Genomic DNA, 22,215 nt, shown 5'->3' on the forward strand with positions numbered 1-22,215 from the left:
GAGGGATCAGTCCTGCAATACGGCGGCGATCAGCAGCTCGTCGACGGCCCTGGCGAGCTCGCGCGGCGACGTCGCTACCAGCGGCAGGTGCACCGGGATCGCGACGTCGAACCGGGACCGAAGCCGGGCCACGATCTGCCCGGCGGCGATGGAGTCACCACCGGAGGCGAAGAAATCGTCATCGGGAGCGGGCATGGCTCCCAGCGTCTCGGCCCAGCATTCGCACACGGGGCCGAGCAGCGGGACGTCCTCGGCTTCGGGCGAAGGGGTTGCCGGTGCGGGTGTGTTGTCTAGATCGGACGGGTCGATGCCGGGGGTACGGCCGCGCAGCGCCGGGTGCAGTACGGGGGTTGTCAGCAGCGGCCGGGGCGGGGCGGCGGTGCGCAGGCCGCGATCGTGCTCGGCGTAGGCGTTCCAGTCGACGGGGACGCCGTGCTGCCACAGCGCGCCGATGGCGGCGGGCAGGGTCATGCGGGCGTCGCCGTCGGGCAGCATCGCGATGCCCGTGTCGGCAGTGGTTTCCCGGATGACGGGGGTCCCGGCATTGGGCCGCATGGGGACGGCTTCCCGGATGGCGGCCAGCAGATGGGTACCGGCGCCGAGCTGCACGGGGACGGCGTTGGGGTGGGCCGCCACCACGGCGCGCAGGCCGGAGACGAAGTCGACGGGCTCGCGCAGCTGTCGTCCCCAGTAGACGGGGTCAGTGGCTTGACTCGCTTCGAGCCAGGTGCCGGTGGGGCAGGACAGCAGTGGGATTCGCGGGGGTCGCAGCGATATGCCGCGCATCCGTTTGGTGAAGGCTTCGGCGGCGTCGGCCATGGAGGCGTGGTGGAACGCGTGTGAGGTGCCCAGGCGGCGGTAGCGCAGGGCGCGGGCGTCGAGCCAGTTCCGCAGCGGTTCACCGGCGGTTGTGGATAGAACTGTGGACGATGGAGTGTTGCGGACGGAGATCTCGGTGCCGTCGGGAAGGTCGGCCAGGAGCGCGGGGGTGGCTCGGACGGCGTACATCTCGCCGGGCGGCATCGCGGCCATCGCGGCGCCTCGGTGGCATACGGCGGTGGTGGCTTCGGCGAAGTCGAGGACTCCGGCGAGTTGGGCGGCGGTGATCTCGGCGACGCTGTGCCCGGCCAGCGCGGTGGGTTGGATGCCAAGTCGCTCAAGGACTGTCGCGACACCAGCGGCCAGAAGATGAAGGACGGGCTGGGCGACTTCGGTGTCATCGGTGAGGGTGCCGAGGACGAACGCGTTGCGGACGCGGGCGAAGGTGCGGGGGTCGGCGACGTCCTCGACGATGTCGAGGCCGGTGTCGACGGTGGCGGTGAACCAGGGTTCGGACTGGTAGAGCTGGTGGGCGGCGGCCGACGAGCGGCCGCCCTGGCCGGGGAGCAGGTACACAAGCGACGGTGGCTCGGCCGAGGGTGAGCGGAACGATGAGGCGGTCGGCCAAACGGCGGTCGTTGCCGTGGCCGCTTGGCCTTCGACGGCCGCCGCGCCCTGGGCAGCCGACGCCGCCATGTCGGCGGTTTCGCGCTCGGCCTTGGCTACGGCCGAACCTTGGCCAGCGGTCGAGGCCGCTTGGCCTTCAGCAGCGGCCGGGGCCGTTCGGCCTTCGACGGCCGCCGCGCACTGGGCAGCCGACGCCGCCATGTCGGCGGCCTCGTGCTCGGCCTCGGTCGCGGTGGCCGCGTCCTCGACGGGGAGCATTGCCACGGCGCGGACCGCGAGCTCCGGCCGCCCCAGTCTCAGCGTGTGGCCCAGATCGTGCCGCTCGTCCGACGTGGCTTCCGACGCTGCTTGCCTTGTCGCCGTGACGGTCTCGGTCAGCCGCTGCGCATCGTCCGCCGACAGCGGCAGCACTTGCCAGCTGCGACGGGCACCGCGCCTGGCCACCTCGTCGGGGTCGCCCAGGATGATGTGGGCGTTGGTGCCGCCCAGGCCGAACGAGCTGATCGCCGCGAAACGGGGCTCGGGGCCGCGCCGCCACGGTTCGAGCCGGTCGGTGAGCCGGAACGGGGTGTGGGACAGGTCGATCGCGGACGCGCCCTCGGTGAGCGGCAGGTTCGGCGGGATCGCCTCGTTGCGCAGGGCCAGCAGGCTCGCGATGACCCCCGCCGCTCCGGCCGCCGACGTGAGGTGGCCGATGTTGGCCTTGATCGTGCCGAGTCGCAGGCCGTCGCCGGTCATTCCGGCTTCGCGGTAGGCGAGGGTGGCGGCCTCGATCTCCAGCGGGTCGCCCACGGATGTGCCGGTGCCGTGCGTCTCGAACAGTCCGATGTGGTCCGGGGTGAGCTCGGCGACGTCCAGGGCCTCGCCGATCACCGACGACTGGCCGCTCACACTCGGCGCCGTGAAGCCGACCCGGTCGCGGCCGTCGTTGTTCACCGCCGTGCCCGCGACGACAGCGAGGATCGGGTCGCCGTCGGCCAACGCGAGATCCAGGCGGCGCAGGAACACCGACGCCACCCCGTTTCCGTCCACTGTGCCGTCCGCCGTGGTGGTGAACGGCTGGCAGCGGCCGCGCGGGGAGAACACGCCGCCCTCGGGACACAGGTAGCCCGCGTCCTCGATGTCGATCGCGACGCCCCCGGCCACCGCCGAGTCGCACTCCCCGGCCAGGATCGCCTGGACGGCGAGGTGGATCGCGACCGCCGAGGTGGAACACGTGGTCTGGACGCTGATCGTGGGGCCGCCCAGGCCGAACGTGTAGGACAGTCGCGCGGCCAGGTAGTCGGAGTAGCTTCCCGTGACGAGCTTCGTCTCGTCGATGTCGGCCCCGGTGGCGCGCAACAGGACCGCGTGCAAGCCCGGCCGGGCCCCGACGTAGACGCCCACCGTGTCGGCCAGCGACGCGATGTGGTGCCCGGAGCTCTCCACCGCGCGGTAGGCGCTCTCCAGCATGGCGCGGTGCTGCGGGTCCATCAGTTCGGCCTCGGCGGGGCTGATGGCGAAGGCCGCCGCGTCGAAGCCCGCCGGGTTCGCCAACGGGAACGAGACCGGGACGAACCGGGGATCGGCGAACCGGACGCCGGGCACCCCGCGCCGCTCCAGCTCCGCGCGGTCGAACTCGCGGCGCCCGCCGCGTCCGTCGGCGAGCAGCCGCCAGAACCCGGCGGTGTCAACGGCTCCGGCGGTGCGAATGGCCGCCCCGACGATGGCGACTCGATCGGTCATGCCGGCCCGCTCTCGGTGGGGCTGAACGGCGCTGCCGTTCGGTCGATCCGGCTGGCCACGCTCGCACTGGCGACTCGATCGGTCATCGGCACATCCGTTCGGCGGCGCGCTCGGCGGCCGCGTTGATCGCGAGAAGCTCCTCATGCGACTCGGTCAGGCCGACGACGGTGGCCAGCATGTCGCGTTCGCCGCGTCGGGAGTCGACGCGATCGCCGGGGCGCACCCGTTGGTTGCAGAACACGACACCGGGCAGTCCCCGCAACTCGGCAAGCGGCTTAACCGAAACCACCTCGCTGACGCCCAGTGGTGGTGGTACCGCGCGGTTGAACGCCACCCCGCGCCACGACGGCGGCGGCACCTCGACCCGCTGGCCGAGCGCCACCAGCAGCCCCATCCGGACCACGTCGATCCCCAGTGCCAGCTTCGTCAGGTGCCCGATCGGGCCGCCCAGCCGGGCGTTGACCTCGATGAGGCGGGGACCGTCGGCGGTCAGCTTGAACTCGGTGTGGCTCAAGCCATCCCGCACGCCGAGCGCCCGCAGGATCGCCCGCTCCAGCGCCACCACCCGCTCGGCTTCGGCGTCCGGCAGCGCGGCGGGCACGATCATGCCGGTCTCGCGCATCGGCGGGGCCATCGGGAACCGGCCGGTGACGCACAACGTGGTGATCCCGCCGTCCTGGCTCAGCGACTCCACCGACACGTAGTCGGCGTGCACCTCGTCGCGGATGCCGATCCCGGTCAGTGCCTCCTCCAGCAGCAGTCCGCGGGTCTCCTCGCCGTGCACCTCCGTCACCGCGAGTTCGCAGTCCGCTTCGGACTCCACCAGCCGGGTGTTGCGGGCACCGTTGCCGCGCCGGGGTTTCAGGACGGCGGGGAACCCGACCTCGGCCGCCGCCGCGGCGACGTCCCCGGGCCCCGCGATCGCCGCGAACCGGGTCGCCTCCACCCCCGCCTCGGTGAGGCGGCGGCGCTGGCACAGCTTGTCGGTGACCACCTCCACTGTGTCCTCGGAATGTCCGACGACGCCGCACGCCCGCGCCAGCCGCGCGGCCAGTTCCACCTTGTCGTCGGCGAACGTGGTGACCCCGGACGGCGCGAGTGCGGTGACCTCGCCGAGGACCTCGGCCTCGTCGCGGTCGGTGGCGTCGATGACGCTTGCGAGTTCCAGCATCAACGGGAACTGTTCGGCCACATAGGGTTCCGAGCGGTCTGCGAGCAGCACGATGTCACACAGCCCGCGCGCCGCCGCGACGATCTGGGTCGCGGAGGCCGACCCGAAGGCGTAGACGACCACGAGGGTGGGAAGCGACTTCTGTCCATTGCGGTCGTTGGGGTTTGGCATCGCGTGTGCTCCATTGGCTGGACAACCCGCTGTCACCTCGACGTCGCGGGATTCCGATCGGCGGTCTGCGCCGGTGACGCTAGCGCCGTTGTCTTGCGGAGACCTTGTGTGCCGAGCCAAAAGTCTTACGTACCAGGTGATGCGGCCCCGGACGGAACGCGTGTGCTGCGCAATCTCCGCAAAGGAGACAAAAATCCGCCCGCTACGGCGTCGAGTACATCAGACGTTCAGCCAGTTTCGATCAGGCGGGTTTGGCCAGCGGGCTGCGTCGCGGCTCGCCCGCGACCCCGGGCGCGACGGCGGCGGGGTCGACGTCGAGGTCGATGATCTCGTTGTCGCCGTTCACATGCACGATCTTCGGGGCGTAGCCGCGCGAGTGCTCCTCGTCCATGACCGCGTACGCGATCAGGATCACCAGGTCACCCGGTTTCACCAGATGGGCGGCGGCGCCGTTGATCCCGATGACGCCGGTACCGGGCTGACCGGGGATCACATAGGTCTCCAGCCGGGCACCGTTGGTGATGTCCACAACGGCCACCTGCTCACCGGGAAGGAGGTCGGCGGCCTCCATGAGGTTCTCGTCCACGGTGAGTGACCCGACATAGTGGAGGTCGGCGTGGGTGACGGTGGCACGGTGGATTTTGGACTTCAGCATGGTTCGGAACATGCGGCGACCATAACGGCGTTTTCGTACGGAGATCTTGTGCCGGACACCGGAAGTCTTGCGCGGACCCGGTTGTCTCAGTCCCCGGACGGGTCGAGCCGCCCGGCCAGCCGGCCCCGCACCCGCTCGGCGTCGGGGTGCTTCAGTGCCTCCAGGATCGACAGCGCCCGCTGCCAGGTCTCGCGGGCCGCGTCGGTCTCGCCCTGCAGGAACCGGACGTCCCCGCACCCGACCAGCGCGGAGGCGAACCCCAGCCGGTTGCCGATCGCCAGCTCGTCGTCCACGGCCCGCCGGAAGCAGTGCATCGCCTGGTCCAGGCAACCCCGACGGCGGTGGATATGGCCCAGGCTGTCCCAGATGCCGCCCTTGATCTGCTGGTAGCCGATCTTGTCGGCCAGCACCATCGCCCGCTGGCAGTGCGACAGTGCCTCCGACTGATCGCCCAGTTGCGACAGATGCCAGCCGATGGCGTTGTGCCCGATGGCCTGCGCGACCAGGTCACCGGCGAGTTCACCCAGCTCGACCGCGCGGGTGGCGGCCGTGAGGGCCTCCCGGTGCCGTCCCCGCATCGCGTTGAGCACCGACGCCTGGTGCTGGACCCGCGCCTGCCCGCCCAGGTCGCCCAGCTGCTCGAACTGCCGCAGCGCCTCGGTTATTCGCTGTTCGGCCTCGTCGAAGCGCCCCAGCCGGGAGTAGGCGCGGCTGAGGTCGCGGTGCACCCCGGCGATCGCCCGCGGGTCGCCGAGCCGCTGCGCCGCCGCCAGCGCCTTCTCCTGGGTGGCGACCATGACGCCCCACATGCCGTGCAGGTCAAGGCAGATCAGCATCGCGGCCGCGATCCGCAGCGTCCGTGAGTCCCAGCCGTCGGCGATCGACAGCTCCATACTGGCCAACAGCGCCTCGTGTTCGGTGCGCAGCCAGGCCATCGCGGCCTGCCGGTCGGCGGGTTTCTCCGGGGTGACGCCGGGACAGCGCGATGGCTCGGGCGGCAGGTCGTGCATCGGATGCACCAGCCGCGCCGCCGCGTGGGCGGTGTGGGTGTAGTGGTCGACGACGCGCCGCAGACCCTCGCGCAGCCCCTCCCACTCCGCCAGTGTGTCCAGTTCGGACGCGTAGGAGCGCAGCAGGTCGTGGCACACGAACCGGCCCGGACGGCGCTCGGTCACCAGGTGCACCCGCAGCAGTTCACCCAGCAGCGCCCGCGCCCTCGGCAGCGGCACCCCCGCCAGCGACGCGGCGGCGGCCGTGGAGATGTCGGGACCGGGATGGTGGCCCAGCAGGATGAAGAAGTGCGCGGCCTCGGCGCCCAGCAGCCGGTAGGACCACGAGAACACCGCCCGGATGTCGGTCGACACGTCGCTCATCACGAACGGTTCCAGATCCCCGGTGGCGCCGCGCAACTCCGCCGCCGACTGCTCCAGCTGCACCTGCGGCATCGTGGCCGCCCGCGCCGCCACCACGGCCAGCGCCAGCGGCAGTCCGGCGCAGGTGGCGATGATCGTGTCGGCGGCCTGCGGTTCGGCCGCCAGCTGCCCCTCGCCCAACCGGCTCCGCAGAAACCGGCGCGACTCCTCCGGGGTGAACTCCGACAGCGGCATCGGCACCGCCCCGTGGCTGGCCGTCAACCCGGTGAGCCGGTTGCGACTGGTGACGATCGTCAGGCACTCCGGCGTCCCCGGCAGCAGGTCCCGCACCTGCTTCTCCTCGCCCGCGTTGTCGAGCAGGATCAACATCTTGCGGTCCGCCACCAGGCTGCGGTACAGCCCGATCTGCGCGTCCGGCGACACCGGGATGCTGTGCGGCGGAACGGCCAGCGCGTCCAGGAACCCCCGGATCACGTCGGCCGGTTCGGTCGGTTGCCCGGACGGATCGAAGCCACGCAGGTTCACGTACAGCTGCCCGTCGGGGAACCGGGACGCGATCCGCTGCGCCCAGTGCACCGCCAGCGCCGTCTTGCCGACCCCGGCCATGCCGGAGATCGTCACCAGCGACGCGGACGGCAGCTGCGCGTCCAGCGTCTCCAGCTGCGCCTCCCGGTTGATGAACCCCGACACCCGGGCGGGCAGCTGTGCGGGCACCGGCGCCGGTGCCGGTGACACCGCGGCGGGCGCGGCCTCGCGCCGCTCGGTCGCGGGCGCCCGCAACAGTTCCGGTTCCTGGCGCAGGATCCGCTGGTACAGCGTCCGCAGCCGCTCCCCGGGGTCGTTGCCCAGCGTCTTGCGCAGCTGGCGGCGGGTGTCGGTGTAACGGTTGAGCGCGTCCATCGTCCGACCGCAGCGGTACAGCGCCAACAGCAACGGCGCCACCAGGTTCTCCACCAACGGATGATGCTCCACAATGGGTTCGAGGTTGCCGACGACGGCCTCGTGCTGCCCCAACTGGAGAAGGCACTCGCTCCAACCCGCCGCCGCCGCGAGGTAGTCGTTGCGCAGCCGACGGCTGGTGCGGGCGCTCCACTCGGTCTTGATGCCCGCCAGCGCCGGGCCGCGCCACTGCTCGACCGCGCCGCGCCACAACTCCGCCGCCGTCGTCATGTCGCCACCGGCCTGCACCGCCCGCGCCTTGCCCGCCAGGTCGCGCATGCGCCACGCGTCCACCAGTTCCGGCTCGATGTCCAATTGGTACTCCGAGGTGCCCATGCGCCGCAGCCGGACCTCGTCGTGCGGTTTAAGCAACTGCCGCAGCCGGGTGACGTGGCCGTAGATGATGTTGCGGGTCTCGGTGGGATGCGGGCCGTCCCAGACGCGGTGCGCCAGTGTCTCGATGCTCACCGCGGTGCCGGGGGACAGCGCCAGACAGGCCAGCACGCACGCCTGTTTCGGCGCCCCGCCCCGCTGCCAGCCGTCCTCACCGGCGATCTCGACCGGACCGAGCAGCCTGACCAGCACCGGCCGGAGTTCGCTGGGGAGTGTGATGTGACTGTCCATGGGGATTTTCGGTGCGGATTCGAATGCGCTGGACGGCCCGAGGGGGAGGCTCATCCCGGGACGTAACGGTAGCTCGGAATCCGCTTTCCCGCTGGTAGCACAGCGTTACCGGGGTTCGCGCTCCGAGGCCACATGCGACGGAAGCAGTCCCCGTCCGAAGTCGTCGCCGGGACGCCGCAGGACGGTGTGGACGTGGTTGGCGTCGTTCTGGGTGTTGTCGTACTCGATGAGCAGCCGCGGCGACTGCAGCCGGTAGTAGTGGCCGCCGCCGCGTTCGGCCGAACCCTCCCAGGCGAAGTGGATCGCGTCGGGTTCGATGACGGCCCGTTCGGCGGCGGCCAGCGACGGCGGCAGCCGGTCCAGGTACACGTCGATGAGCCGGTCCAGGATCTCGGCGTTGCCGCGCGACAGGTCGGCGGCCCGCAGTCCCGGCCACCGGTCGATGTCGGTGATGTCGCGGGCGTTGCCGGTGCGGATGTCGGACGGCGCGACCGGCGACACGATCGCCTGGGCGCGCTGCCGGTCGGGCAACCGCGCCAACAGATCCCGCGCCAGCTCCTCCTCAATGGCCAATGGACGCACCACCGGCGTCCCCCGGTAGTCGACGCTGGCGGGGTTGGCGCCCAGGAACACCGGCGTCGGACTGACCTCCTCGGCCACGACCGTCATGCTGACCGAGACGTGGTGCCCCTCGAACCGCCACGCCCACGCCTCGTCCTCGGGCGAACCGAACACGGCGATCCAGAAGTCGTCGCTGTGACGGCCCCGCCGCCAGGACTCGGCGCGGTCGAGCACCTCCTCCAGGCCCATGATCGTCGTGATCTGCGCGAAGGCGTGCGGGCTCATCGCGGTGGCCAGCAGCTGGTGCGCGCGTTTGCGGCCGGTGAGCCCGAACTCGCCGATACACGCGCCGGGACGGGGCCGGGGACGGTAGTCCCACCGCGTCCGGTCCGCGTCGGCGAACGGGTGGAAGGCGGCGTCGGCCTGCTCGTCGGTGAGGGCCTCGCGCAGTCGCCGCGCGGCCTGGCGCATCTCTTCCGCGATCACGCCTCTCACGGTAGTCGCTGGCCGCTCAAGGCCAAGGTACGAGACTGTTGATCCGTGACGAAAGATGGAGCGCGATGCGATACATGCTGTTGATCTACGGCTGCGACCGCCCCGAGCCGGACGATCCGAAATTCGCCGAGGCGATGGCCTCGATCAACGCCTTCGCCGAGGAGTGCCGCCGCCGCGGCGTCCTGGAGGCGGGCGAACCGCTGAAACGACCCGAGACCGCCACCACGGTGCGAGTGCGCGAGGGCCAGACCCTGATGACCGACGGACCCTTCGCCGAGACCCACGAACACCTCGGCGGCTACTACATCATCGACTGCCAGAACCTGGACGAGGCGCTGGAACTGGCCGCGATGTGCCCGTTCGCGGCCGAGGGCACCATCGAGGTCCGCCCGCTTGAGGCTGACGTCGCCCCATGACCGCCGCGGACACGGTCGAGCGGGTGTACCGCGAGCAGCGCACCCGGATGCTCGCCGCGCTGGTGCGGGCGTTCGGCGACATCGAGCTCGCCGAGGAGACCCTGCACGAGGCCTGCGCGCAGGCGATGGACAGCTGGGCGGCGGGTGTCCCGGACGACCCGGTGGGTTGGCTGGTCACGGTGGCGCGCAATCGCGGCGTGGACTGGATCCGCCGCGCCCGGGTGGGTCGCGAGAAGGCGGAGCTGGCCGGGGCGCGCGCCGAGACGGTGGACATCGAGCCCGATCCGAACAGCCTGGTGGACGTCGGCGACGACCGGCTGAGCCTGGTCTTCGCCTGCTGTCACCCGGACCTGGAGCTGCGGGCCCGGGTCGCGCTGACCCTCCAGGTGGTCGCGGGGCTGACCGCCGCGCAGATCGCGCGGGTCTTCCTGCTCACCGAGTCCGGGTTGGCGCAACGACTGGTGCGTGCCAAACGCAAGCTGCGGGACACGGGCGCGTCCTTCGAGGTGCCGCCCGATCACCGACTGCCCGAGCGGCTGAGCGGGGTGCTCGCGGTGGTGTACCTGATCTTCACGCAGGGCTACACGGCCGAGCCCGGCTCGCGGGACCACGGTGAACTGCGGGACGAGGCGATCCGACTGGGGACGCTGATCGCGACACTGTTCCCGGACGAGCCAGAGGTGTTGGGGCTGTTGGCGTTGATGCTGCTGCACGACGCCCGCAGCGCCGCGCGCTACGACCCGTCCGGTGAGTTGGTCCTGCACGCCGACCAGGATCGTTCCACATGGGACCACGAACAGATCGCCGAGGGCGTCGCCCTGCTCGGCCGTGCCCTGCGGCACGGCGCGGCCGGTCCGTACCTGCTGCGGGCGACGATCGCGGCGCTCCACACCCGACCGACCACCGACTGGCCCCACATCGTCGGTCTGTATCGGACGTTGATGGACGTCGACGACTCCCCGGTCGTGGCCCTCAACCACGCGGTCGCGGTGGCCATGGACCAGGGCCCCGCCGTGGGCCTGGCCCTCGTTGACGAACTCGACCTGCCGACATTCCATCTCTTCCACGCCACCCGCGCCGATCTGCTCCGCCGCCTCGACCGCCGCGACGAGGCCGCCACGGCATATCGCCGCGCGTCCGAACTGGCCACCAACCCCGCCGACCGGCGCTTTCTCGACCGCCGCCTGCGCGAGCTGGGCCCCGACCACGGTTGAGGACCAACGGGCGCGCGGGCGACGGTCGGTGGCTACGAAGCCAGGTGCTGGCCCGGCCTGCGGCCGAGGTAGGCCAGCAGGCGGTCCTGATCATCGGCGTCCGCCTCCGGTGTGACCTCGGGGCCGAACAGTGCCGCAGACCGGGAGACGTACTTCCTCGACCACTCCATCGAACCGGGCAGCAGCTCGGCGTCCAGGCGCACGTCCTGCCCCGCCGCGTGGCCGATGTCCCACGAGTGTCCGAGCAGGTCGGTGGTCAGCAGTTCGGCCACGCCGATCACCGGTATGTCACCGACCGGGCCTCCGATGGTGACGACCCGGGCGAGCGTCTCGTCGGTCAGCGCCTCGTCGGCCGCCGCGCGGGCGGTGCGCCAGGTCGCCAGCGGGTCGTCGGCGGCCAGCTCACCCGGCTTCGAGGATCCGGGAAATCCGGTCGGCGACTCGTACTCTTCGCCGACCGCCCAGGCGCGCAGTTGCCGCTGGCCCCAGATCACGTGCCCGGCCACGTCCCGAATGGTCCACTCCGCACAGGTCGACGGCCGGTCCCACTGTTCGTCGCCAACGGCCGCCATGACCTGGTCAAAGCCGTCCTGGGCCCGCCGGTACGCCGTCATCGTCTCCATGTTCGCTCCTTGAATCGTTGGACTTGACAGTCCAAGGACGAACGGAAGCCGGCCGACTCGACACAGGTGCGCCAAGAATCGGCGACGCGGACGAAGTCGGTGGCTCTCAGGCGACCGGTTCGGCCCCGGCCGTGGATTCCCGCACCACGAGTTCGTAACCCACGTAGCTCTCCCGGGGCGGTCCCTTCAGGTCGCCGCTGAGCCGCTGCGCCAACATGTCCACCGACAGCGCGCCGATGCGGGCCTTGTCGGGGCGGATGGTCGTCAGCGTCGGCGTGGAGAACCTGCCGTCCTCGATGTCGTCGAAGCCGACCAGGGCGACGTCCTCGGGCACCCGGATGCCGCGTTGCAGCAGGGTTCGCAGCGCCCCCAGCGCCAGCAGGTCGTTGAAGCAGAACACCGCGTCGGGTGGGTCGTCGCGTTCCAGCAGCCGGGCCATCGCCTCGGCGCCGTGGGCGCGGCGGTACTGGGAGGCGCCCTGGATCAGGGTGTCGTCGGTGGCGACGTCCGCCTGCCGCAGCGCCTGCCGGTAGCCGCGCAGCCGCAGCCGCGCGGTGACGCCCGCCGGGGTGCGCTGGGCGCCGATGGCCGCGATCCGGCGGCGACCCAGGCCCAGCAGGTGCTCGGTGGCCTCGCGGGCGGCGGCGACGTTGTCGACGAGCACGTGGTCGGCGATCGGCGGCGAACCGGTGATGCGTTCGCCCAGCAGCACCATCGGGGTGGAGTCGGTGCGTTCGGCGAGGTCCTCGGCGGTCAGCGCCAGCGGGCTGAAGATCAGGCCGTCGATGAGTTCGCTGCGGATGCCGCCGGTGACGACGCGTTCGCGCTCCCGCGAGCCCTCGGTCTGGTCGATGAGGACGGTCCAGCCGTGTTCCTCGGCCTCGGCGACGACGTGCCGGGCCAGCTCGGCGAAATAAGGTGCGTCCATTTCGGGCAGTGCCAGCGCGATGACACCGGAGCGCGCGGCCCGCAGGCTGCGCGCGGACAGGTTGGGGCGGTACTGGAGATCGGCGATCGCCTGCTCCACCCGCTGCCGGGTGTCGGCGCGGACGTGCTGATATCCGTGAACCACATTGGACACGGTCTTGATCGAGACGCCGGCCCGCTGGGCCACGTCCTTCAGGCGCGATCGCATCGGTGTCCCCTTGGTCTCATTCGGTCGATACATCGTGACACACGGACATCGATCGGGAATTGGCGAACGTCGATTTCGCCTCCGCTCTTTACAACGTTGTAAAACCGGCGTAAAAAGTATCCCAAGTCCAAGATCGCGTAACGGCAGGGAGGCCAGATGGACAACCGGCACAAGGCGAGCGTCGTGCTAGACCCGGCGTTCGCGGTGGCCCCCGTCGACCGGCGGCTGTTCGGGTCGTTCGTCGAACACATGGGGCGGTGCGTGTACGGCGGGATCTACGACCCCGGCCATCCGTCCGCCGACGAGCACGGCCTGCGCACCGACGTCATCGACCTGGTGCGGGAACTGGGCGTGTCGGTGGTGCGCTACCCCGGTGGCAACTTCGTGTCCAGCTACCGCTGGGAGGACGGCATCGGACCGGTCGCCGACCGGCCCCGGCGGCTCAACCTGGCCTGGCGGTGCCTCGAGACCAACGAATTCGGGCTCGGCGAGTTCATGACCTGGGCGAGACTGGCCGTCGTGGAACCCATGATGACGGTCAACCTCGGCACCCGGGGCGTCGCCGAGGCCTGCGACATGATCGAGTACTGCAACCACCCCGGCGGCACCGCGCTGTCCGACCTGCGCCGCAAACACGGCTCGGCCGATCCCTACGACATCAAACTGTGGTGCCTGGGCAACGAGATGGACGGACCCTGGCAGGTGGGCCAGAAGACCGCCGCCGAATACGGACGCATCGCCGCCGAGACCGGCAAGGCAATGCGCATCGTGGACCCGTCCATCGAACTGGTCGCCGCGGGCAGCTCCAACTCCCAGATGCCGACCTTCGGCGACTGGGAGGCCACTCTTCTGGAACACGCCTACGACCAGGTCGACTACCTGTCGTTGCACCACTATTTCGACCCCGCCAACCAGGACCGCGACAGCTTCCTGGCCTCGGGCACCGTCATGGACCGTTTCATCGACGACGTCGTGTCCACGTGCGACCACATCGGCGCCAAACGCCGCAGCCGCAAGAAGATCAAGCTCAGCTTCGACGAGTGGAACGTGTGGTACCAAAGCCGCTTCACCGAACCCGGTGACCGGGAGTGGATCGAGTCGCCGCCGCTGATCGAGGACGACTACGACGCCACCGACGCCGTGGTCGTCGGCGACCTGCTCATCACGCTGCTGCGGCACGCCGACCGGGTCTCGATCGCCAACCAGGCCCAGCTCGTCAACGTCATCGCCCCCATCCGCACCGCCCCGGACGGACCGGCCTGGCGGCAGTCGATCTTCCACCCGTTCGCGCTGACCTCCCGGCTGGCCCGCGGCACCGTGCTGCGCACCGAGACCGCGGGCCCCCGGCACGAAACCCCGCGCCACGGCGAGGTGCCGACCCTGAGCACCACCGCCACCCACGACGCCGCCACCGGCCAGACCGTCCTGTTCGCCGTGAACCGCGCCGAGCACCCGGTGGAACTGGCGGTGGACGCGCGCGCCCTGTCCGGCGTCCGGCTCGCCGAACACCTCACGATCGCCGAAGACGACCCCACGGCGATCAACACCCCCGCCGACCCCGACCGGGTCGGACCCCGTCGACTACCACCATCCGTTATGGACAACGGACGCTGTCTGGTGCGGCTGCCCGCGCTGTCCTGGAACGCCCTGCGTTTGAGTGAAGAGAAAGAGTGATCGTCATGCCCCTTCCCGACTCCGGCCCCTTTTCCCGCCGCGCCCTGCTCGGCCTCGCCGCCGGATCCACCGCCGCCATCGCCCTGTCGGCCTGCGGCGGCGGCTCCGACACCGCCGAGGACGGCAGCCAGGGCGGCACCAAGTACGACGGCCCCAAAGTGGACCTCGACTTCTGGAACGGCTTCACCGGTGGCGACGGCCCCATCATGAAGCAGCTGGTCAAGGACTTCAACGCCGAGCACGACAACATCAAGGTCAAGATGACCACCTACGAGTGGGAGTCGTACTACGAGAAGGTGCCCGCCGCCGTGCGCAGCGGCAAGGCGCCCGACATCGGCATCATGCACGTCGACAGCCTGGCCACCAACGCCGCCCGCGGCGTGATCCTGCCGCTCGACGACGTCGCCGACGCCCTGAAACTGTCCAAAGGTGACTTCGTCGAGCCGGTGTGGAACGCCGGTGTCTACGACAAGAAGCGCTACGGCATCCCGCTGGACGTCCACCCCGAGGGCAACTTCTACAACAAGAAGCTGCTCGACGAGGCCGGACTCGACCCGGACAATCCGCCCGCCACCGGCGACGACTACGCCGACGCCCTCGACAAGCTCAAGAAGGCCAAGATCAAGGGCATGTGGATGACGCCGTTCCCGTTCACCGGCTCCCACACCTTCCAGTCGCTGCTGTGGCAGTTCGGCGGCGACCTGTTCAGCTCCGACGCCAAGGACCCCGCCTTCGCCGAGGACGCGGGCGTCAAGGCGCTGACCTGGATGGTCGACCTGGTCAAGGACGGCCACAGCCCCAAGGACGTCGGCCAGGACGCCGACGCGGTGGCGTTCCAGAACGGCAAGACCGCTTTCAACTGGAACGGCATCTGGAGCATCAACACCTTCAACGACGTCGACGGCCTCGAATGGGGCGTGGCGCCGCTGCCGCAGATCGGTGAGCAAAAGGCCGCCTGGGCCGGTTCCCACAACTTCGTGCTGCTCAAGCAGCGCACCGTCGACACCAACAAGCAGGCCGCGTCCAAGGTGTTCGTCAACTGGATCAGCGGCAAGTCGGTGGAATGGGCCAAGGGCGGGCAGGTCCCGGCCCGCAACAGCGTCCGCGATTCCAAGGAGTTCGGCAAGCTCACCGAGCAGTCGGTGTTCGCCGAGCAGGTCGACTACCTGCACTTCCCGCCCGCCGTGCCGGGCATCGGCGACGCGATGCCGCAGGTCGACAAGGCCGTCAACCAGGCGGTGCTGCTGAAGAAGAAGCCCGCCGACGCGCTGGCCGACGCGGCCGACAAGGCGGCCAAGATCCTGGCCGAGAACCGGAAGAAGTACGGCTGAACCCATGGCGCGCAACCCGACCAAGGCCCACACGAGGTGGTTCACCCCGTACGTCTTCCTGGCGCCGTACCTGGTGCTGTTCTCCGTCTTCGTGCTGGCGCCGGCGGTGTACGGGCTGTGGATCAGCCTGCACGAATGGGACTACATGCTGCCCAGCCAGCCGTGGGTCGGCCTGGACAACTATGTGGACCTGTTCGACTCGGAGTCGCTGGTGTTCGGCGACTTCTGGTCCAGCATGAGCGCGACCGGGATCTTCACCGTCGCCAGTGTCCCGTTCCTGGTGGTGATCCCGCTGGGAATCGCGCTGCTGCTGAACCGGAAGTTCCCGGGCCGCAACGTGTTCCGCGCCATCTACTTCGCCCCGTACGTGCTGGGCGTCGCCGTCGTCGGTCTGCTGTGGCGGTTCCTGCTCGACCCCAACATCGGCGGCGTCAACTACCTGCTCGGCCTGCTCGGGCTGCCCGACGACATCGCCTGGGTCAACTCGCTGCCGTGGGGCTGGATCGCGCTGGTGGGCATGACGGTGTGGTGGACGCTCGGCTTCAACGCCGTCATCTACCTGGCCGGGTTGCAGGACGTGCCCCGGCACCTGTACGAGGCGGCCGAGCTCGACGGCGCCACGGCCTGGCAGCGGTTCTGGCACGTCACGCTGCCGGGCCTGCGTCCGGTGACCGCCTTCGTCGTCACCGTCACGATCCTGGCCTCCGCCAACATGTTCGGACAGTCCTATCTGGTCACCCAGGGCGCGCCGGGCGACGACACCCGCACCGCGATCATGTACATCGCCGAGGAGGGCCTGCGGGCCTTCCGGATGGGCAACGCCGCGGCCATGGGTTTCGTGCTGGCCCTGATCCTCGGGGTGATCAGCGTCCTGAACTTCCGGCTGCTGCGGTACAAGGAGTAAGCGCCCATGGCAAGTTCCACGTCGAAACGTCCCGGCATCGCCTGGTACACGATGCTGATCGGACTGTCGCTGGTGTTCGTCGCGCCGCTGGTGTGGATGTTCCTGACGTCCTTCAAGACCCGCAACGAGGCGCTGGCGATTCCGCCGACGTTCCTGCCGGAGGAGTTCTCCACCAAGGGTTACCAGACGATCCTGGGTGACGACTCGCAGGCGCCGGTGCTGACCTGGTTCCTCAACAGCCTGCTGGCGGCGGTGGGGCACACCGTCCTGGTGCTGGCCGTGGCCTCGGGCGCCGCCTACGCCCTGGCCCGGATGGAGTTTCCCGGCAAGAAGCTGATCTTCGGCGTCATCATCTCGACCCTGCTGATACCCAGCTTCGTGCTGCTGATCCCCAACTACCTGATCGTCGACTCCCTGCAATGGATAGACACACCGCTGGCGCTGATCGTGCCCGGCGCGGCCGGTGCCTTCGGCGTTTTCTTCCTGCGGCAGTTCTTCACGTCGCTGCCCCCCGACCTGGAGGAGGCGGCGGTCCTGGACGGCGCCAACCACTTCCAGATCTTCGTCAAGATCGTGCTACCACTGTCCAAACCGGCCCTGGCGACGCTGGCGGTGCTGTCGTTCCTGTCCAACTGGAACGACTTCATCTGGCCGATCTACGTCATGTTCAGTCCCGAGAACATGACCCTGCCGCCGGGACTGGCCACATTGCAGGGTGCCTACGGCATCGACTACCACGTGCTGATGGCCGGAGCCGTGATCACCGCGGTGCCGGTGCTGGCGCTGTTCCTGTTCACCCAGCGATACGTCATCGAGGGCGTCTCGCGCAGCGGACTGAAGGGCTGACATGACGTTCACCAATCCCGTGCACGACCACAACTTCCCCGACCCGGGAGCGCTGAGGGTCGGCGACGTCTACTACGTCTACGGCACCAACGACGGCGTCCACAATGTGCCGCTGTTGATCTCGATGGACCTGGTGGAGTGGACCCTGGTGGGTGACGCGCTGCCCGAACTGGGGCGGTGGGCCGAGTCCGGCCGCACCTGGGCCCCGGAGGTGCTGCGCACCGACTCCGGCTACGTCATGTACTACACCGCCAGGTCCCCGAAGGACGATCTGCAGTGCCTGGGCCTGGCGGTGTCGACGTCTCCGGGAGGCCCCTTCGTCGACACGGCGGAGCGGCCGTTCATCGCCCAGACCGACGAGGGCGGCTCCATCGACGCCAGTCCGTTCACCGACGCCGACGGGCAGGTCTACCTGCACTGGAAGAACGACGGCAACCACGTCGGTGTCGCCACGCACCTGTATGGACAGCGACTGTCGTCCGACGGCCGCGAGCTGCTTGGCGAACCGGTACGGCTGCTGACCAACCGCGAACCGTGGCACGGCCACGTGATTGAGGCGCCCCAGATGTTCCTGCGCGACGGCCAGCACTACCTGTTCTACTCGGCGGGCGCCTTCGACTCCGACGGCTACGCCGTCGGGTACGCCCGCTGCGACTCGCCACTGGGACCCGTGCACGACGCTCCCGAGAACCCGATCCTCACCAGCGGTCCGGGCGCCGCCGGGCCGGGGCACTGCTCCATAGTGATCGGACCCGACGGGGACAGCACCTGGATGCTGTACCACGCCTGGCCACCCGACGCGATCGGCAGCGGCGTCTCGGCCCGAGGCCGCAGGCTGTGGCTGGACCGGGTCGAGTGGCGTGACGGCTCACCCGTCGTCCACGGGCCCACCGCGAACCCGCAACCCGAACCCTGACTCACGAAATCACACTTATCCTACCGGAAACATAGGATACAATCGTCCCATGCTCCCCGTCGACGGCACCGCAACGCCGAACACCCGATGTCGCTGAGCCCGTGACACCGGCTCGGTCCCCGTTCGGCTTCCCGCGATCCCAAGGAGCACCACCATGTCCACCTCGACGATCACCCATGCCCGCCCGCCCCGACCGGCCCGCCGCCTGGCGGTCACCGTCGAGTTCCCCCGGGGCACCGACGGCCTCGGCGACCAGATGCTGTCGGTCCTGGCGACCCTCAAGGAACTCGTCGGCCAGGGCGGCACCGTCACCGTCGCCTCCGACCCACCGCAGGCCCCGGTTCCGCTGCTGCCCAAGAAATCCCACGCCGCGGCCCCGCCCGACGGCGGCATCCGCGTCTTCCCCGAGACCCGGATCGTCACCGACGGCCCGCGCCCGGTGCCATTGAGCCGCCTCGAGTTCGACCTGCTGCACTTCCTCATCGCCCGCCCCGACCGCGTCCACACCCGCCAGCAACTGCTGGAAGTGGTGTGGGGCGTCGGCCGTGGCGACATCGGCCAGCGCACCGTCGACGTCCACGTTCGCCGCCTGCGCGCCAAGATGCCCCGGCTGGCCGAAGCGCTCGTCACCGTGCGCGGTGTCGGCTATCGCTTCGACAGCACCGACACCGTCGCGTTGATCAGCATCCGCGACTGAGAACCCGGCCGCCGACGCGGGGGTGCTCCGGTCGCCCCGCGGCCATCGCGGCCCGCTTCGGCAGGTCGGTGACGCCGCGACGCGATCGCCGCGGCGTCACCGCTGTTCCTAGTGCGCGGGCAGGTGCGCTCCCGCGCCCGAACCCGTCGGCTGCTTGCCGGGCGTCAGGAAACCGGCGATGACGGCGGCGACCGCCGCGGCACTCGCGATCACCACGAACCCGTCGGTGAACCCGGAGAGCGTGTCGCCGATCAGGCTGGCCGCCGCGACACTGGAGACCACGGCGGCACCCACCGAGGCGCCGAACTCGTGGAAGGTACTGACGATCCCGGAGGCGACACCGGCCTCCTGCGGGCTCACCTGCCCCAGTGCCGTGGCCGAGGCGACGACGAACAGCGCACCGGTTCCGGCGGCGGCGATCGCCACGCCCACCACGACGACCACCGGACTCATCACCACGACGGGAGCGGCCAGGCCCAGCGCGGCCAGCAGCAACCCCGCGATCGCCAGCGTGCGCGCCCCGAACCGGCCCAGGGCGCGGCCGGTGAGATTCGCGCCGAGCATCGTGGCCACCGCGATCGGCAGGAACAACAGACCCGTGTGCAGGGCGCTGTAGTCGCGAGCCCGCTGGAAGTAGAAGGTGCCCAGGAAGAACACCGCGATCATCAGGGCGGTCGCCACCAGGATGAGGAAGGTGCCGGTGGCCACCGGGCGGCGGGCCAGCAGCCGGACGTCCATGAGGGGCGAGTGGGAACGCTTCTGCCACCACACGAAAGCGGTGTAGCCCGCGATCGCCAGCAACGCCAGCACCCCGTTGGCGACGGTGAGCCAACCGGCCTCGCCCGCGCTGATGAGCGCGTAGATGACGGCGCCCGACGACGCGGTGACCAGCAGCGCGCCGAGGATGTCCAGCCGTCCGCGAACAGCAGCCGAACCCGTGCGCGGCAACAGCTTGGCGAGCACGACGATGATCACCGCGCCCACCGGCACGTTGACGTAGAACACCCACGACCAGCCCGGTCCGGTGGTCAGCAGCCCGCCGACGAGCACCCCGAGCGCGGCGCCACCGCCGCCGAGGGCGGACCACACGCCGAGCGCCTTGTCGCGCTCGCGGCCGTCGAACAGCGTCACCACCAGTGACAACGCCGCCGGTGACAGCATCGCGGCGCCGACCCCCTGGGCCACCCGGCCGCCGAGCAGGACGGCGCCGTCGGTCGCCAGGCCGGTCACCAGTGACGCGGCGGTGAAGGTCAGCAGCCCGGCCAGCACGATCCGCTTGGCGCCCCACAGGTCGGCCAGCCTTCCGCCCAGCAGCATCAGCCCGCCGAAGGCCAGCGGGTAGGCGCTCACCGTCCAGGTCAGTGCTTCGCGGCTCAGGTCGAGGTCGGTCTCGATGTGCGGCAGCGCGATGGCCACGACGGTGACGTCCAGGATCAGCATCAGCTGGGCGATGCCCAGGAAGCCGAGAATCCGCCAGCGCCACGGATGTGGCGCGACGCGAGGGCTCTCGGTCGAGGGGGTTTCGGTAGTCATCGGGGAACCTCCAGTCGGTAACTCGTACACACAAGTACGAGTTAGAACCGCCACCTTATCTCGTACATTCCCGTACGAGTTATGGTGGTGGCATGACCTCGTCCGACTCCCGGCCCCGCCGCCGCGCCGACGCCGAGCGCAGCATCGCCCGCATCGTCGCCGCGGCCCGCACCACACTCGGTGACAACCCGGACGCCACGATCGACGACATCGCCAAAGCCGCCGGAGTCGGAAGGATGACCCTCTACGGGCACTTCAAGAACCGGGCCGACCTGGTCGAGGCGGCTCTGGTCGACGCCCTGCGCGCGGGCGAGGAGCGGCTGTCCGCCGTCGACCTGTCCGGCGACGCCCGCGACGCGCTGGCCCGGCTGCTGGCCTCAAGCTGGTCCCTTGTGGCCGAATCGAACGCCCTTCTGGAAGCGGCCCAGCCGATCCTTCCCACCGAACGCATCCGCCAACTGCACGCCGCACCCGCCGAACGGGTCGAGGGCCTCATCCGACGCGGCCAGAGCCAAGGGGTGTTCCGTACCGACCTGCCGAACACCTGGCTGGTCAACGCCGTGTTCTACCTGGTGCACGGCGCCGCCGACGAGAACCGGGCCGGACGGCTCGCCGGCACCGAGGCGGCGGCCGTCATCACCGGCACCGTCCAGTCCATGCTGGCCACCCCGAATCCCTGACGTGCTCGCGGTCGCCAGGTTCGTTCCACCCCAAGGCATCGAGGCCGCATCGGGCCGCTCGCGGTCGGCTACCCCGGTTCGATGATCGTGATGCCGGGGCCCGCCATCTCCGCCAATGCTCGCGGGGCCTCGTCCAGGCCGATCGTGCCGGTGATGAGCCGGTCGGGTCGCAGCCTGCCGTCCGCGACCATGTCCATCATGGGCGGATAAGCGGCGGCGGCCATGCCGTGGCTGCCCAGAAGCCGCAGCTCCCAACCGATGACCCGGGCCATCGGCAGCGGCGGGTCTTTCGGCAACAGTCCCACCTGGACGTGCCGTCCGCCGCGCCGCAGGCCGTTGATGGACGCGGCACAGGTCGTCGCGCTCCCCAGCGCGTCCAACGACAGGTGCGCCCCGCCGTCAGTGATGTCCATGACCCGCTCGGCCGTGCCCTCGGCCGCGTCGACACAGGCCGTGGCCCCGAACTGCCGCGCCAACTCCAGAGCCGCCGCCGAGATATCCACGGCGACGACCCGGGCCCCGCATGCCGCCGCGATCATCACCGCCGACAGCCCGACCCCGCCGCAGCCGTGCACCGCGACCCACTCGCCGCCCCGCACCGCTCCCTGGTGGACGACCGCCCGAAACGCGGTGGCGAACCGGCAACCCAGACTCGCCGCGGTCGCGAAGGTCATGCCCTCCGGAACCGCCACCAGGTTGACGTCCGCGTTGTCGATCGCCACGAACTCGGCGAACGAACCCCAACCGGTGAAGCCCGGCTGCGTCTGGTTCGCGCACACCTGGCCGTTCCCGGCGGCGCAGTCGCGGCACCGGCCGCACGCGCACACGAACGGCACCGTCACCGCGTCGCCGCTCCGCCAGTCGCGCACCCCGGTGCCGACCGCTTCGACCACACCGGACAGTTCGTGGCCCGGTACGTGCGGCAGTGTGATGTCGGGATCGTGCCCCAGCCAGCCGTGCCAGTCACTGCGGCACAGCCCGGTGGCCTCAACCCGGATCACCACCCCGTCCGGGGACGGCTCGGGATCCGGCACCCGCCGGACCTCGGGCAGCACCCCGAACTCCTCGAACACCACCGCACGCATC

Annotated in this window: 18 protein-coding genes; 9 read left to right on the plus strand and 9 right to left on the minus strand. The window is 70.3% G+C overall.

The annotated features are described in order from the left end of the window. Positions 1-6 precede the first annotated feature (6 nt). The 5 genes from SNAS_RS32180 to SNAS_RS00990 all read right to left on the minus strand — a co-directional run bounded on the left by SNAS_RS32180 (position 7) and on the right by SNAS_RS00990 (position 9,160). A complete protein-coding gene (locus tag SNAS_RS32180; protein WP_013015483.1) occupies positions 7-3,171 on the minus strand; it encodes a type I polyketide synthase in 3,165 nt (1,054 codons plus the stop codon). 82 nt (positions 3,172-3,253) lie between these two features. Continuing rightward, positions 3,254-4,513 (minus strand): ATP-grasp domain-containing protein, encoded by a 1,260-nt coding sequence (locus SNAS_RS00975; protein ID WP_013015484.1) that lies wholly within the window; start codon positions 4,511-4,513, stop codon positions 3,254-3,256. A gap of 241 nt (positions 4,514-4,754) precedes the next feature. Beyond that, on the minus strand, positions 4,755-5,180 hold the full coding sequence (gene panD / locus SNAS_RS00980; RefSeq protein ID WP_013015485.1) for an aspartate 1-decarboxylase: 426 nt from the start codon (positions 5,178-5,180) through the stop codon (positions 4,755-4,757). 74 nt (positions 5,181-5,254) lie between these two features. Continuing rightward, positions 5,255-8,104: an AfsR/SARP family transcriptional regulator gene (locus SNAS_RS00985; protein WP_052304864.1), complete on the minus strand. Its 2,850-nt coding sequence runs from the start codon at positions 8,102-8,104 to the stop codon at positions 5,255-5,257. A 105-nt stretch (positions 8,105-8,209) separates the two neighbouring features. Continuing rightward, the gene (locus SNAS_RS00990; RefSeq protein WP_041624467.1) at positions 8,210-9,160 is read right to left on the minus strand and encodes a DUF3500 domain-containing protein; all 951 of its coding nucleotides are present in this window, start codon (positions 9,158-9,160) and stop codon (positions 8,210-8,212) included. Between the two features lie 65 nt (positions 9,161-9,225). Between SNAS_RS00990 and SNAS_RS00995 the strand changes: the two genes are divergently transcribed. Next, positions 9,226-9,576: a YciI family protein gene (locus SNAS_RS00995; RefSeq protein WP_013015488.1), complete on the plus strand. Its 351-nt coding sequence runs from the start codon at positions 9,226-9,228 to the stop codon at positions 9,574-9,576. Then, positions 9,573-10,790: an RNA polymerase sigma factor gene (locus tag SNAS_RS01000; RefSeq protein ID WP_013015489.1), complete on the plus strand. Its 1,218-nt coding sequence runs from the start codon at positions 9,573-9,575 to the stop codon at positions 10,788-10,790. Before SNAS_RS00995 ends, SNAS_RS01000 begins: the two co-directional genes overlap by 4 nt. Before the next feature lie 32 nt (positions 10,791-10,822). Here the strand turns inward: SNAS_RS01000 and SNAS_RS01005 are convergent, their stop codons facing one another. Both SNAS_RS01005 and SNAS_RS01010 read right to left on the minus strand, forming a co-directional pair. After that, complete coding sequence (locus tag SNAS_RS01005) at positions 10,823-11,413, minus strand: TIGR03086 family metal-binding protein (protein ID WP_013015490.1); 591 nt, start codon at positions 11,411-11,413, stop codon at positions 10,823-10,825. A gap of 106 nt (positions 11,414-11,519) precedes the next feature. Further along, a complete protein-coding gene (locus SNAS_RS01010) occupies positions 11,520-12,548 on the minus strand; it encodes a LacI family DNA-binding transcriptional regulator (protein WP_013015491.1) in 1,029 nt (342 codons plus the stop codon). Positions 12,549-12,704: 156 nt separating this feature from the next. Between SNAS_RS01010 and arfA the strand changes: the two genes are divergently transcribed. From arfA to SNAS_RS01040, 6 genes are all read left to right on the plus strand, one after another. Further along, complete coding sequence (gene arfA / locus SNAS_RS01015) at positions 12,705-14,222, plus strand: arabinosylfuranosidase ArfA (protein ID WP_013015492.1); 1,518 nt, start codon at positions 12,705-12,707, stop codon at positions 14,220-14,222. A 5-nt stretch (positions 14,223-14,227) separates the two neighbouring features. Next, positions 14,228-15,553 carry an ABC transporter substrate-binding protein gene (locus tag SNAS_RS01020; protein ID WP_013015493.1) on the plus strand — a complete coding sequence of 442 codons (1,326 nt, stop codon included), beginning with the start codon at positions 14,228-14,230 and terminating at the stop codon, positions 15,551-15,553. A 4-nt stretch (positions 15,554-15,557) separates the two neighbouring features. Then, positions 15,558-16,457 (plus strand): carbohydrate ABC transporter permease, encoded by a 900-nt coding sequence (locus SNAS_RS01025; RefSeq protein WP_013015494.1) that lies wholly within the window; start codon positions 15,558-15,560, stop codon positions 16,455-16,457. 6 nt (positions 16,458-16,463) lie between these two features. Next, positions 16,464-17,303, plus strand: coding sequence for a carbohydrate ABC transporter permease (locus tag SNAS_RS01030; protein WP_013015495.1), 840 nt, complete (start codon positions 16,464-16,466; stop codon positions 17,301-17,303). Between the two features lies 1 nt (position 17,304). After that, on the plus strand, positions 17,305-18,219 hold the full coding sequence (locus tag SNAS_RS01035; RefSeq protein ID WP_013015496.1) for a glycoside hydrolase family 43 protein: 915 nt from the start codon (positions 17,305-17,307) through the stop codon (positions 18,217-18,219). Between the two features lie 154 nt (positions 18,220-18,373). Then, the gene (locus SNAS_RS01040) at positions 18,374-18,916 is read left to right on the plus strand and encodes a winged helix-turn-helix domain-containing protein (protein ID WP_013015497.1); all 543 of its coding nucleotides are present in this window, start codon (positions 18,374-18,376) and stop codon (positions 18,914-18,916) included. Between the two features lie 108 nt (positions 18,917-19,024). Here SNAS_RS01040 and SNAS_RS01045 read toward each other — a convergent pair whose 3' ends face one another. After that, positions 19,025-20,449: an MFS transporter gene (locus SNAS_RS01045; protein ID WP_013015498.1), complete on the minus strand. Its 1,425-nt coding sequence runs from the start codon at positions 20,447-20,449 to the stop codon at positions 19,025-19,027. Positions 20,450-20,541: 92 nt separating this feature from the next. On the opposite strand from SNAS_RS01045, the gene SNAS_RS01050 reads away from it, so the two are divergent. After that, the gene (locus tag SNAS_RS01050) at positions 20,542-21,129 is read left to right on the plus strand and encodes a TetR/AcrR family transcriptional regulator (RefSeq protein ID WP_013015499.1); all 588 of its coding nucleotides are present in this window, start codon (positions 20,542-20,544) and stop codon (positions 21,127-21,129) included. A gap of 68 nt (positions 21,130-21,197) precedes the next feature. Here SNAS_RS01050 and SNAS_RS01055 read toward each other — a convergent pair whose 3' ends face one another. After that, positions 21,198-22,214, minus strand: coding sequence for a zinc-dependent alcohol dehydrogenase family protein (locus SNAS_RS01055; protein WP_013015500.1), 1,017 nt, complete (start codon positions 22,212-22,214; stop codon positions 21,198-21,200). Between the last annotated feature and the right edge of the window lies 1 nt (position 22,215).

It is taken from the genome of Stackebrandtia nassauensis DSM 44728, assembly GCF_000024545.1.
Lineage (GTDB): Bacteria > Actinomycetota > Actinomycetes > Mycobacteriales > Micromonosporaceae > Stackebrandtia > Stackebrandtia nassauensis.